Source organism: Novosphingobium sp. AP12, from assembly GCF_000281975.1.
Lineage (GTDB): Bacteria > Pseudomonadota > Alphaproteobacteria > Sphingomonadales > Sphingomonadaceae > Novosphingobium.
Genome location: NZ_AKKE01000090.1, coordinates 1 through 11,734 on the forward strand (window position 1 = coordinate 1; position 11,734 = coordinate 11,734).

Genomic DNA, 11,734 nt, shown 5'->3' on the forward strand with positions numbered 1-11,734 from the left:
TCCCAATGGCTGCAACTGGTGGCAAGCGGACGTTTGGGTTAATCAGTGCTGCCGCTGGATTTTTACCAATCGCTGGATGAGCATAAAGGGGAACAACGTCACCGCTGCCGATACCGCGAGAAATAGGGGAGTGAACGCAAGGTAGGCCCACCACGCACCAAACTCGTAAGCTATGTCGGCAGAATAGCTCACCGTGAACCACGACGCGAACCACAGAGGGGTCAGCCATAACGCCGCGATCAGTAGCGTCCGCATCCTGCTCCTGCGAAGGCATCCCAAAAGACCCGACGTTAGAATGGCGGCTAAAAAAATGGTGTGCGTTGTAGACATAGTCAGAAGCTACCCTGCCGTCCGAATGTCCGCAACGGGGCGATTCCGGACAGGCCGAATTTGCTCAGGGGGACCCAGCTTTAGGCCCGCCCGGTCTCATTCGACAGCAGCGCGGGGTCGATACCCTCGGCTCGCCAGGTCGCCGACCAGCGGCCTTCGGGCGGGGTCTGGAACAGGACTTCGCGGTGGCCGTCGGCCGCGTACCAGCCATGGTGGCGCATCTCGCCTTCGAGCTGCCCCGGCCCCCAACCCGCATAGCCCAGCGCCATGATCCAGTGCGCCGGACCGCGCCCCTCGGCGATGGCGCGCAGCACGTCCATCGAGGCGGAGAGCGCGCAGAGCGGCTCGACCGCGATGGTGTCGACGCCGCCCCAGTCGGTCGAATGGAGGATGAACCCGCGCCCCGGCTCGACCGGGCCGCCGGTCATGACGTCGCGGTTGGGAGATACGCCGGGGTGGATGCCCAGCTCCTCGAGCACGTCGTGGAAGCGCACGCCCTGCCGGACATGGCCGACGCCGATACCGAGTGCGCCGTTCTCGTCGTGGACGCACATCACGTTGACGGAGCGTTCGAATCGCGGATCGAACATGCCGGGCATGGCGAGCAGGATGCGGCCCGAAAGGTACTGTTCAGCTGTCACGCCGCGCAATGTAGGCAAGCCGCGCGCCGCCGCAACCCGGAATGGATCCGGATTACCGCTGCGTCGTCCCCTCTCCGCGATACGCCGCCTGCCCCTCCCCCAAAACAACCTCCCACCTTTCCCTCCGCCCTCCAAGACTCTAAGACCCTCGCCATGACCCTGCTGTTCGACCTCCCCGCCGCCCCATCCGTCCCCGTGCTCGGCAGCGAGGCAAGCTATCCGGTGCGGCGCATCTTCTGCGTCGGGCGCAATTACGCAGCTCACGCACTGGAGCTGGGCAACGCGGTCGACCGCGAGGCTCCAATCTGGTTCAACAAGGCGCCCGCCGCCCTGTGCCTGTCTGGCGAGGTCATCCCCTATCCGCCCGGCACCTCGAACTGCCACTACGAGATGGAATTCGTCGTCGCGATCGGCGCGCCGGCGTTCCGTGTCGCCCCCGAAGACGCGATGGCGGCGGTCTACGGCTATGCCGCAGGCCTCGACATGACCCGGCGCGACCTCCAGAACGCCTCCAAGGCCAAGGGCTACCCCTGGGACACCGGCAAGGACTTCGAGAACGGCGCGGCGATCGCCGCGATCACGCCGGCGGCCGATTTCGGCGCGGTGGCCGACCAGCGCATCGCGCTTGTCCAGAACGGCGAGACAAAGCAGGACGGCACGCTGTCCGACATGATCTGGTCGGTGCCCGAACTGATCGCCGATCTCTCGCGCATGTACCACCTCGCGCCGGGCGACCTCATCTACACCGGCACTCCGGCAGGTGTCGGCCCGGTAGCGGAAGGTGACCTGCTGGAAGGCACGATCGACGGCCTGGAGCCGGTGCGCCTGGACATCGGCGGCGCTGAGTAGAGCTGCCGATTTTCCCACATCGCCGCGGCCTGTTACTGTCGCGCCGGTTCTTTTCATCGTCGTTCCGCCCACCCCCCGCCGCTCTTCAAGGAGAGCGCGCGCCCGCATGGGTTTCATCAATTAAACCCCCCGCTTGCCTGCAGCTGATCGGCCAGTGACCTTTTCGCACCTCCCGCCGCGCCCCGTGCCTTGCCAGCACCTGCCCAGTCCCTAAGAGAGCGCCATGATCTCGATGCGACGCCATGCGGCCCTGCCGCTGCTCACCCTCGTCTCCCTGCTGGCCACCATTCCGGCCCATGCCGAGGACGAGGCGGACGGGCCCCGCGCACCGATCATCGTCACCGGCCGGGGCCTGGGCGACGGGCCGTCGACACCTGCCTACGACGTGCAGACGATCGACCGCGACCGGCTGAAGTCCAGCGCCTCGGGCCGGATCGAGGACGTGCTCTCTTCGGTCGCCGGTTTCCAGCAGTTCCGCCGCTCGGACAGCCGCGCCTCCAACCCATCGAACCAAGGCGTGACCCTGCGCGCGCTGGGCGGCAATGCCTCGAGCCGCGCGCAGGTGCTGCTCGACGGTGTGCCGGTGGCCAACCCGTTCTTCGGGTACATCCCGCTGAGCGCCCTCGCCCCCGAACGCCTGCGCTCGGTGCGCGTCACGCGCGGCGGCGGCATGGGCGCGTTCGGCACCGGGGCGGTCTCGGGCACGATCGAGATGGAGAGCGCCGGGCCGGACGAGATCGGCCCGGTCCAGGGCACCGCCCTCGTCAACGACCGGGGCGAAACACAGAGCGCGCTGACGGTGGCACCGCGCCTGGGCGAAGGGTTCGTCGTCGCCGGCGTCCAGTGGGACCGGGGACAGGGCTTCTGGACCACGCCCAAGGACCAGCGCGTCGCCGCCTCCGCCCGCGCGAAATACGAAAGCCTGTCCGGATCGCTGCGCGCCGTCGCCCCGCTGACCGACACGGTCGAGGTGCAGGCCTCGGGCCTAGTTTACGACGACCAGCGCACGCTGCGCTTCAAGGGCGCCGACTCCACCTCGTCCGGCCAGCAGGGATCGCTGCGCTTCGTAGGGAGAGGCGATTGGCAGTTCGACGTGATGGGTTACGTGCAGGCACAGGATTTCTCGAACGTCGTCATCAGCTCGACCAGCTACAAGAAAACCCTCGACCAGAAGAAGACGCCGACGCTGGCAGTGGGCGGCAAAGCCGAACTGCGCCCGCCGGTGGGCGACGCGCATGTCCTGCGGCTCGGCACCGACATCCGCCTGTCGCGCGGTAACCTCGTCGAGATGCCCTACAGCGCGGTCACCGGCCGCGCCACCGCGTACCGCCGTGCCGGAGGAAAGCAGTCCGACCTCGGCTTCTACGCCGAGGACGACTGGACGCTGGGCCAGCTGGTTGTGACCGGAGGCGTGCGCGCCGACCGCTGGACGATCCAGGACGGCTACTACCGTGAGCTGAGCGCAGCGGGCGCGGTCAACCAGGACACCCGCTTCGCCGACCGCGACGGCTGGAACGTTAACGCGCGCGGCGGCGCGGTGTGGAACGTGGCGCCGTTGGTCTCGCTGCGCGCCGCCGCTTACACGGGCCTGCGCCTGCCGACGCTGAACGAGCTCTACCGCCCCTTCGTCGTCTTCCCGGTGACCACGCAGGCCAACGCAGACCTCAAGCCCGAGCACCTGCGCGGCTACGAGGCGGGAGTCGATTTCCACCCCGCCGAGGCGCTGTCACTCTCGCTCACCGCCTTCGACAACAAGCTCAAGGACGCCGTCGCCAACGTCACGCTCACGCCGACGCTGCGCGAGCGCCAGAACGTCGATGCCATTCACGCGCGCGGGATCGAGGCCAGTGCCGACCTCGCGCTCGGCCGCGTCGACCTGTCGGGCTCGCTCTCGTGGACCGACGCCAAGGTCGAGGCGAGCGGTACGCAAAGCCAGCTTGACGGGCTCAGGCCCGCGCAGGTGCCCAAGCTCGCCGCTAGCGGCACCGTATCGTGGACCCCGAGCGACGGCTGGCGCCTCGCCGCCACTGTTCGCCACACCGGCGCACAGTTTGAGGATGACCTCGAGACCGACGTGCTGCCCGCTGCCACTACCCTCGACCTCTTCGCGCAGGTCCCCGTCGGCCGCTTCGTCTCGATCGTGCTGCGCGGGGAAAACCTGACCGACGAGACCATCGTCACCCGCAACCAGGGCGGCTCGATCGACCTCGGCGCGCCGCGCACGCTGTGGGCGGGGCTCAAGGTGGGCTTGCGCTAGACGCGCGGCTGGGGCACCCGATCCGCATGAAAAGGCTGGTAAGGCGATGACCCGGCTCACCGTGAACGAGCGCCCGGTCGCGTTCGCGATGGACCCGCGCACGCCGCTGCTCTGGGCGCTGCGCGACGCCGCCAACCTCACCGGTACCAAGTACGGCTGCGGCGTGGGCGACTGCGGGGCCTGCACGGTACTCGTCGACGGCGCAGCGCTGCGCGCCTGCCTCATCACCTTGGCCGAGTGCGAGGGACGCTTTGTCGTCACCATCGAGGGTCTGTCGCGCGACCGCGACCACCCGGTACAGCAGGCGATGGTCGCCGAGCAGGCGATCCAGTGCGGCTTCTGCACACCCGGCATCGTCATGAGCGCGGCCGCGCTCCTTGCCCGCAATTCCAGCCCTAGCGATGCAGAAATCAAGGAGGCGATCCCCAACCTCTGCCGCTGCGGCGTCCACCCGCGCCTGCTGCGCGCGGTGCGCCGAGCCGCCGCCGTGGCCCGCCGCGAGGAGACAATCGGCGCTGCCCCCGCTCCCGATGTTGCGCCGGATAACCCCGCCCGCAGCGTCCCGGCGCTCGCCCCCGAACACCGTCAAGGAGACACCCCATGAAGGCCACCATCTGGCACAACCCCGCCTGCGGCACCTCGCGCAAGACGCTGGCGATCCTGCAGGAAACGCCGGGCGTCGAGGTCGAGGTCGTCGAATACCTCAAGACTCCGCCGAGCGCGGAGAAGCTGGCGCAGCTCTACCACGATGCCGGGATCACCCCGCAACAGGGCCTGCGCATGCGCGGCACCGACGCGGCGGAACGCCGCCTTCCCAATGCCGACGATGCGAACGTGCTTACGGCAATGGCAGCCCAGCCCGCGCTCATCGAGCGGCCTCTGGTGGAAACGGACAAGGGCGTCAGGCTTTGTCGTCCCCAGGACCTAGTGCACGAGATTCTGTGAGCGGCAGTCCCGTTTCGTTTTGTCTCTTTGCTTCCTGTCATCGCCTTGCAATGATGGCCCCGATCTGCCACCGCTTTGCAACATTCGACATGACAACCTTGCGAGAGCTTCCACCCGCATGACCAGTACCGAGCTAGCCCGTGAGGGCCTGTCCCAGCGGATCACGCGGAAGATCAAGCATGGCCTGGGGCCCTGGGGCGTGTTCCTCGAAGGCTTCCTGCGCAATCCGGTGATGGTCGGCTCGATCGTGCCGTCCTCGCGCTTCGTGATCAACCGCATGCTCTCGCGGGTCGACTGGCCCAACTGCAAACTTTTCGTCGAATATGGCCCGGGCGTGGGCACCTTCTGCCAGCCCGTGCTCGACAAGCTGCCGCGAGACGGCACCCTGATCGTGATCGACACCAATCCGCTCTTCATCGATTACCTGCGCCGCACGATCACCGACAGCCGCTTCATCGCGGTGCTCGGCTCGGCTGCCGACGTCGAGGCAATCGTGCGCGCGCATGGGCATGACAGGGCGGACTACGTGCTGTCGGGCCTGCCATTCTCGACCCTGCCCGACGGCGTTGCGCCCGCCATCGCCGCCGCCACCTACCGTGTCATTCGCAAGGGCGGCGCGTTCCTGGTCTACCAATTCCGCCCCAAGGCGAAGAGCTACATGGCCCGCCACTTCAAGCGCATCGACGATGCGATCGAGCCGATCAACGTGCCGCCCTGCTTCATGTGGTGGGGCTGGAAGGACGAGGACGAGGGCTGATTCGCCCTCTCGTCTGATTGACGTTCGGGGCTGACCGCCCCCCTCTTACTCGAACAGATCTGCCATGGCTTCCGGCGAAGGCCCGGCGAGCTGGCGGTGCGTCTGGCTCAGCACCGCCGCGAGGATGATGCTCGCCACCGCCCCGATCGCGCCCGCCACCACGCCCATCACCAGTATGGCGATCTGGCCCTGCCCGAGCACCAGCATCACCGGCCCGACCAGTACGAAGGTCGCCACCAGCGCGATGGCGAAATAGCCCAGCGTCAGGAGCGTGTAGAAACTGAACAGGCGCAGGCTGTTGCGCCGCGTCAGTTTCCACGAGCGCGCCATCGCCGAGATGGGGTTGCCCACGCCCTCGCTGACGATCACCGGGATGATGAGCGAGAACTTCACCGATGCATAGGTCAGCGCCAGCATCAGCAGCACGACCACCAGCACCGAGCCCGCAGCTGCCGCACCGACGAGTGTGAACAGGCCGACGACGAGCATGGACAGCGCCACCATCGCCAGCATCACCGCGATGAAGCCCACCACGCTGACCGCGAGCAGCGAAGGCAGCGCGCGCAGACCCAGGCGAATCGATTCGCCCACCGTCGGCCGACCCCGGTCACCGATGAGCGCCGTCACGGAAAGGTAGCCGATCATCTGCGCGACCATTCCCCCGAGCCCGAAGCCGAGCAGCAGCCCCATGTTCTCGGCCATGATCCGGTTGAGCACCTGCGGCTTGTTCGCGCCCATCGCCTCGATCATCTGCGTCTGCACCTCGGTCAGGAACACCGTGGAGAGCAGTGTGGGCAGCAGGAAGAACACGCCGCCCAGCGCCAGCAGCACCTCGCGATTGGCGCGCACGGCGGCCATGGCGTCGGTCCAGGCGCGGTTGCTGTCGAACTTCATGGCTTGGCTCCAGAATGCCGTGGTCCGGCCCGGCGCACGCATCCGCACGCCTAAAGGCTCTTGATAACCGTAAGGAATGACGCCACGCAACGCGCCATGACGATTCCTGCCATTCTTGCCGGTGATATCGAGCTGCGAATCTCGGCCGCCCCGGTGCCCTACCGCGAAGCGCTGGAGGAAATGACGGCGCGCAACGCCAAGATCGCCGCCGGCGAAGCGCGCGAGCTGATCTGGCTGCTCGAGCATCCGCCGGTATACACGGCCGGCACCAGCGCCGCGATCGACGAACTGCTCGACCCGCGCTTCGAGGTGGTCGAGGCCGGCCGCGGTGGGCGCTACACATACCATGGCCCCGGCCAGCGCATCGGCTACGTCCTGCTCGACCTCAAGAAGCGCGCCCGCGACGCGCGAGGCTTCGTCCATGGCCTCGAAGGCTGGGTGATCGAGACGCTGCGCGACTTCGGCGTCGAGAGCTTCCGCGCCGAGGGCCGCATCGGCATCTGGACCGCCGACGTAGACGGGCGCGAGGCCAAGATCGGCGCCATCGGCGTGCGCATCCGCAAGTGGGTGACCATGCACGGATTCTCCGTGAACATCCGCCCCGACCTTTCGCACTTCACCGGCATCGTGCCCTGCGGCATCGAGGAATTCGGCGTCACCAGCCTCGAAAGGCTCGGCAAGACGGTCGATTTCGCCGCGTGGGACGAGGCGCTCGTGGCGCGTGCCCCGGCTTTCCTCGCCGCGCTCGAAAGGCCCTGCCCTCCGGAGACCGCCGCATGAAGTTCCGCCTGATGGCCGTTGGCGCCGCTTGCACCGCACTTGCCCTCACCGCCTGCGACAACCCCAAGGAACAGCCCAAGGCCGCCGCCGGTGGCGAATTGCTGCCACGCTCGGCGAGCGACGACATGCTGCCGTATGACACGGTGCGCTCGCAGGCCTCGCTCTCGGCTCCCGACGCCGGGCTTTTCGAGGATGCACCGCACTCGCGGCGGCCGGACTCCATGGCGACCGCAGTGCCGGAGGAGGATGTCGTCACCGATCCGGTCGTCCCGGAAGTGGCGGCACCGGTCGCACCGACGCAGTAACGTCCCCAACAAATCCTCCCTGACTCCAAGCGATGGGGAGGATTTCAGCGCCCCTCAGAGTGCCTTGTCGTAGATCGCGTACTCGCGGTTGACCTTGCTGTTGATGGCGTCGGCGATGGCGACCATGCCCTGGTTGTCTTCCAGCACCCAGCCGATCTCGGCACGCTTCCCGTCGAACTGCGCGATCGCGCAGCGGCGGATGTATTCGATCATCATGAAAGCGAGTTGGCTGGCGAGGCGGGAGGACTGCAGCTTTTTGCGCACGCCCATCAGCGGCACGCGCATGTCGGCGGGCTTGGGCTTGCGCAGCCACAACAGCAGCTTGAGCAGGCCGAAGATCGAGGGCTTGCCGTTACGCTTGTTCACGCGCATCTGCACGCCGTTGAGGTCGGGCAGTGTCATCATGAACGCCACGGCCTCGCCTTCATATTCGGCGATGCGGATGAGCGCGGGATGGACCAGCGGCTTGAGCGCCTTGCCGGTGTACTCGATCTCCTCGGGCGTGAAGGGCACGAAGCCCCAGTTGTCCGACCAGGCGTCGTTCAGGATGTCGCAGATGATGGCCGCGTCCCGCCCGAAATGCTTGAGCTCGACCTCGCGGATGCGGATCTTCGCATTCTTCTCGCCCGAGGCGATGATCCGCTGGATCAGCGGCGGGAAGGGCGTGCGGATATCGAGATCGAAGGTGCGCAGCGTCTTCACGAGGCCATATCCAGCGCGTTCGATCCAGCCCTGGTAGGCGGCGTTGTGGTGCGCCATCATGACCATCGGGGGGTGGTCGTGGCCGAGAGTTTGGATGCCGGGTTCCTCCCATACCGAGAGGTTCATCGGCGCGATTACGCGGGTCATGCCCTCGGCGCGCAGCCAGTCCTCGGCGGCGGCGATGAGGGCACGGGCGGTGTCCTCATCCTCGGCCTCGATCGCGCCCCAGTTGCCGGTGCCCGGGCCCATTCCCTGCTCTACCGGCTGTTTCAGCGCCAGTTCATCGATGTGCGCCGATATGCGCCCGACGATCCGGCCATCGCGGCGGGCCAGGAAAAGCTGGACCTTCGCATGCTCGAAGAAGGGGTTCTTGCCCGGCGTGAACTTGGAGATTTCCTCCGAACGCAGGTTGGGCACCCAATTTTGATCTGCCGCATTGAGCCGGTAGGCGAGGTCAACGAAAGCGGCACGATCGGCCTTGCTGGAGATGGAAGTGATCACTAGTTCAGCCATGGCCACGATGCTGCCTTTGTTTCGGCTTAGGAAAAGGACGTGAGCGCGACCTGCTGCCGAGGGTGGCAAGTTGTCAAGCCCAGGACCGGGCCAATACCCCGCGCGGCGACGCACGGCAAACCTCGTGGGGGCGGCGATTCTGCCCGGACGACTTTGGATTTCTCGAACGATGAATGCCCAGAACGCGATTGACCTGACCCCGCCCTTGGCGCGCGATGCCGCAGCCCCTTCGACGTGGCATTCGCAGATGCCCGACGACAAGGCGATGCTGCGCGCCGCGGTCGAGCTGACGCGCGACATCGCGGACGCTCGTCCCGGCATCTACTGGCCCGACATGCTGGTCAGCGCCGCCGTGGGCTACGGCGCGCTGGCGGGCGCGATCCTGGTCGGCAACTCAGTCGTCGCGGTCCTGCTGGGGCTGCTTGCCTCGCTGGCGCTGTACCGAGCGCTGCTGTTCATCCATGAGCTGACCCACATCCACAAGGACGCCCTGCCCGGCTTCCGTTTCGGCTGGAACCTTCTGGTCGGCATCCCCATGCTCATCCCCTCGTTCATGTACGAGGGCGTGCACACCCAGCATCATGCCCGCACTCGCTACGGCACCATCGAAGACCCGGAATACCTGCCCCTTGCGCTGATGAAGCCGTGGAGCCTGCCTGTCTTCGCGCTGACCGCGATCCTGCTGCCGGTGGCGCTGCTGGTCCGCTCGGCCGTTCTGGTGCCGCTGGGCGCGGTCATCCCGCCGCTGCGGGACCTCGTCTGGGGCCGGGCCTCGGCGCTGGCGATCAACCCGCAGTACCGCCGCCGAAAGCCCGAGGGCGACTTTGCGCGCATGGTGTTCTGGCAGGAGCTGGGCTGTTCGGTCTGGGCGCTGTCGGTGCTCGCCGCGAGTTTCGCTTGGGGCTGGCGTCCGCTGGTCATCGCGCTGGGCGTTGTGTCGCTCACCGCGTTCCTCAATCAAATCCGCACGCTCGTCGCGCACTTGTGGGAGAACGACGGCGAATCGATGACCGTCACCGCGCAGTACCTTGATTCGGTGAACGTGCCCCCGCCCGCGCGGTTCTCGGGCCTTTGGGCGCCGGTCGGGCTGCGCTACCACGCGCTGCACCACCTGCTGCCCTCGGTCCCCTATCACTCGCTCGCCGAAGCGCACCGCCGCATCCATGAACACCTGGGCGAAACCTCGACCTATCGCAAGGCGAGCTACCCCGGCCTCACGCCGCTGCTGGCAAGGCTGGCGCGGAGCACGATGACGGTTCGATAAAGGGGTTATCCCGTTCGTGTTGAGCGAACGGATAACCACGGCCTTCGGCCTACTCCTCGGTGCGGATCAGCACGGTTTCGCCGATCAGGGCGAACAGCAGGAACGGCGCCCAAGCGGCCACGAACGGCGGATAACCACCGAAGTTACCCATCGCCAGCGCGGCGTTGTCGAACACGAAGTAGGCGAAGCCCAGCGCCATGCCGATGACGGCGCGGATCAGCAGCGCGCCTGAACGTGCGAGGCCAAACGCGGCCACCGCGCCGAGCAGCGGCATCAGCGCCGAGGACAGCGGCCCCGACAGCTTGTGCCACCACGCGGCATCGAGCTCGCTGGTGCGGCGCCCGGCCTGGCGCACGGCGCTGATCGAGCCTGCGAGCGTGAAGATGTCCTGCGCGTCAGAATCCACCTTGGAGATGTAGATCTTGGCCGGAGTGATCCCCGGTGCGACATTCGCCCAGGCGAGCCGCGTGGTGGTGGTCCCGGCGACGTCGAACCTGACCGGGCGGTCCATCTTCCAACCCGGATTGAGGTAGGTCGCCTTGTCCGCCCGCAGCTGCTCGACAATCATGTCGTTGGCATCGCGGCGGTAGAAGGTGACGCCGTTCAGCGTCAGCGCGTTACCCTCGCCGGTGAGTGACTGGGCCAGCAGCAGGTCGCGGCCGTCGGCAAGATAGAGGTTGGCCTTGGGCCCGGTCGAAACCGGGATCGGTCCGTAGTCGACCGCCTCCCAGGCATCGAGCGTGGCAGTGGCGCGCGTCACTACGCGCTCGTTGAAGGCAAAGCTGCCAGCGGAGATAAACAGCGCCGTCAGGATCAGCGGCGCCAGCACCTGATGCGCCGAGAGCCCCGCCGCCTTCATCGAGATGACTTCGCTGTTCTGGTTCAGCGTGGCGAGCGTGATGATCGTTGCCAGCAGCACCGAATAGGGCAGGAACCGCGCGACCAGCTGCGGGGCGCGCAGGGTCACGTAGTAGAGCAGCTGCATCTGCCCGTTGCCCTTGTGCGCCAGGATGTCGCCGCTCTGGCCGAGCAGGTCGAGCACCTGGAGCACCAGCACCAGCATGATCAGCACCGCCAGGATGCGGGTGAAGAACAAGCGCGCGAGGTAGAACGTCAGCGTGCGCGAGGGAAAGAATTCGAGATGCATGTCAGGTCTGGTCCGCCGGCACGGGCAGGATGGGGCCGCGCCGGTTGCGGCGCAGCAGCGACTTCATGCGCTTCATGATCTTGGCGGAGGCGGTCTCCAGCCAGCCCAGCGGCTGCCCGCCAGGCACGTAGGCGACACGCCAGTACATCCACAGGATCATCACCGCGAAGACCAGGAAAGGCCCCCAAAGCCCGAGGATCGGATTGATCTTGCCGAGCGCGGCAACGTCGTTCGCGTACTGGTTGACCTTGTGATAGGCCACCACCAGGACGATCGAGACGAACAGGCCGAGCGCGGAGGTCGAGCGCTTTGGCGGGATCGCCAGCGCCACCGCCAATAGCGGCAGGGGG

14 protein-coding genes are annotated in these 11,734 nt (G+C 67.0%); 8 read left to right on the plus strand and 6 right to left on the minus strand.

Translation table 11 applies throughout. From position 1 onward, the window contains the following. Positions 1–42: 42 nt before the first annotated feature. Together PMI02_RS14220 and PMI02_RS14225 are read right to left on the minus strand one after the other, a co-directional pair. Positions 43–255, minus strand: coding sequence for a hypothetical protein (locus PMI02_RS14220; RefSeq protein WP_007683922.1), 213 nt, complete (start codon positions 253–255; stop codon positions 43–45). 155 nt (positions 256–410) lie between these two features. Next, positions 411–971: a YqgE/AlgH family protein gene (locus tag PMI02_RS14225; RefSeq protein WP_036503900.1), complete on the minus strand. Its 561-nt coding sequence runs from the start codon at positions 969–971 to the stop codon at positions 411–413. 153 nt (positions 972–1,124) lie between these two features. Here PMI02_RS14225 and PMI02_RS14230 point away from each other — a divergent pair, with 153 nt between their 5' ends. From PMI02_RS14230 to PMI02_RS14250, 5 genes are all read left to right on the plus strand, one after another. Then, entirely contained in the window at positions 1,125–1,820 is a 696-nt protein-coding gene (locus PMI02_RS14230; RefSeq protein WP_007683924.1) for a fumarylacetoacetate hydrolase family protein, read from the plus strand. A gap of 223 nt (positions 1,821–2,043) precedes the next feature. After that, entirely contained in the window at positions 2,044–4,077 is a 2,034-nt protein-coding gene (locus PMI02_RS14235; protein ID WP_007683925.1) for a TonB-dependent siderophore receptor, read from the plus strand. Positions 4,078–4,123: 46 nt separating this feature from the next. Next, complete coding sequence (locus tag PMI02_RS14240) at positions 4,124–4,681, plus strand: (2Fe-2S)-binding protein (RefSeq protein WP_007683926.1); 558 nt, start codon at positions 4,124–4,126, stop codon at positions 4,679–4,681. Then, positions 4,678–5,022: an arsenate reductase family protein gene (locus PMI02_RS14245; protein WP_007683927.1), complete on the plus strand. Its 345-nt coding sequence runs from the start codon at positions 4,678–4,680 to the stop codon at positions 5,020–5,022. The genes PMI02_RS14240 and PMI02_RS14245 overlap by 4 nt, the downstream gene beginning before the upstream one ends. A 118-nt stretch (positions 5,023–5,140) precedes the next feature. Further along, positions 5,141–5,779, plus strand: coding sequence for a class I SAM-dependent methyltransferase (locus tag PMI02_RS14250; protein WP_007683928.1), 639 nt, complete (start codon positions 5,141–5,143; stop codon positions 5,777–5,779). 45 nt (positions 5,780–5,824) lie between these two features. On the opposite strand, the gene PMI02_RS14255 is transcribed toward PMI02_RS14250, so the two are convergent. Then, positions 5,825–6,673 carry a hypothetical protein gene (locus PMI02_RS14255; protein ID WP_007683929.1) on the minus strand — a complete coding sequence of 283 codons (849 nt, stop codon included), beginning with the start codon at positions 6,671–6,673 and terminating at the stop codon, positions 5,825–5,827. A gap of 96 nt (positions 6,674–6,769) precedes the next feature. Here PMI02_RS14255 and lipB point away from each other — a divergent pair, with 96 nt between their 5' ends. Together lipB and PMI02_RS25925 are read left to right on the plus strand one after the other, a co-directional pair. Continuing rightward, positions 6,770–7,453 (plus strand): lipoyl(octanoyl) transferase LipB, encoded by a 684-nt coding sequence (gene lipB / locus PMI02_RS14260; protein ID WP_007683930.1) that lies wholly within the window; start codon positions 6,770–6,772, stop codon positions 7,451–7,453. After that, positions 7,450–7,758 carry a hypothetical protein gene (locus tag PMI02_RS25925; protein WP_007683931.1) on the plus strand — a complete coding sequence of 103 codons (309 nt, stop codon included), beginning with the start codon at positions 7,450–7,452 and terminating at the stop codon, positions 7,756–7,758. The genes lipB and PMI02_RS25925 overlap by 4 nt, the downstream gene beginning before the upstream one ends. Before the next feature lie 54 nt (positions 7,759–7,812). Here PMI02_RS25925 and PMI02_RS14270 read toward each other — a convergent pair whose 3' ends face one another. Beyond that, on the minus strand, positions 7,813–8,973 hold the full coding sequence (locus tag PMI02_RS14270; RefSeq protein ID WP_007683932.1) for a hypothetical protein: 1,161 nt from the start codon (positions 8,971–8,973) through the stop codon (positions 7,813–7,815). Positions 8,974–9,142: 169 nt separating this feature from the next. On the opposite strand from PMI02_RS14270, the gene PMI02_RS14275 reads away from it, so the two are divergent. Further along, the gene (locus PMI02_RS14275) at positions 9,143–10,237 is read left to right on the plus strand and encodes a fatty acid desaturase (RefSeq protein WP_007683933.1); all 1,095 of its coding nucleotides are present in this window, start codon (positions 9,143–9,145) and stop codon (positions 10,235–10,237) included. A gap of 49 nt (positions 10,238–10,286) precedes the next feature. On the opposite strand, the gene lptG is transcribed toward PMI02_RS14275, so the two are convergent. Further along, the gene (gene lptG / locus PMI02_RS14280; RefSeq protein ID WP_007683934.1) at positions 10,287–11,384 is read right to left on the minus strand and encodes an LPS export ABC transporter permease LptG; all 1,098 of its coding nucleotides are present in this window, start codon (positions 11,382–11,384) and stop codon (positions 10,287–10,289) included. Between the two features lies 1 nt (position 11,385). Continuing rightward, positions 11,386–11,734: LptF/LptG family permease (locus PMI02_RS14285; RefSeq protein ID WP_007683935.1), on the minus strand; the 349-nt coding region annotated here is incomplete at its 5' end.

Excerpts from the sequence above, each read along its gene's own strand:
- PMI02_RS14220 (WP_007683922.1), bottom strand. The coding sequence starts at position 255 with ATGCGGACGCTACTGATCGCGGCGTTATGGCTGACCCCTCTGTGGTTC.
- PMI02_RS14230 (WP_007683924.1), top strand. The coding sequence starts at position 1,125 with ATGACCCTGCTGTTCGACCTCCCCGCCGCCCCATCCGTCCCCGTGCTC.
- PMI02_RS14235 (WP_007683925.1), top strand. The coding sequence starts at position 2,044 with ATGATCTCGATGCGACGCCATGCGGCCCTGCCGCTGCTCACCCTCGTC.
- PMI02_RS14240 (WP_007683926.1), top strand. The coding sequence starts at position 4,124 with ATGACCCGGCTCACCGTGAACGAGCGCCCGGTCGCGTTCGCGATGGAC.
- PMI02_RS14245 (WP_007683927.1), top strand. The coding sequence starts at position 4,678 with ATGAAGGCCACCATCTGGCACAACCCCGCCTGCGGCACCTCGCGCAAG.
- PMI02_RS14250 (WP_007683928.1), top strand. The coding sequence starts at position 5,141 with ATGACCAGTACCGAGCTAGCCCGTGAGGGCCTGTCCCAGCGGATCACG.
- PMI02_RS14255 (WP_007683929.1), bottom strand. The coding sequence starts at position 6,673 with ATGAAGTTCGACAGCAACCGCGCCTGGACCGACGCCATGGCCGCCGTG.
- lipB (WP_007683930.1), top strand. The coding sequence starts at position 6,770 with ATGACGATTCCTGCCATTCTTGCCGGTGATATCGAGCTGCGAATCTCG.
- PMI02_RS25925 (WP_007683931.1), top strand. The coding sequence starts at position 7,450 with ATGAAGTTCCGCCTGATGGCCGTTGGCGCCGCTTGCACCGCACTTGCC.
- PMI02_RS14270 (WP_007683932.1), bottom strand. The coding sequence starts at position 8,973 with ATGGCTGAACTAGTGATCACTTCCATCTCCAGCAAGGCCGATCGTGCC.
- PMI02_RS14275 (WP_007683933.1), top strand. The coding sequence starts at position 9,143 with ATGAATGCCCAGAACGCGATTGACCTGACCCCGCCCTTGGCGCGCGAT.
- lptG (WP_007683934.1), bottom strand. The coding sequence starts at position 11,384 with ATGCATCTCGAATTCTTTCCCTCGCGCACGCTGACGTTCTACCTCGCG.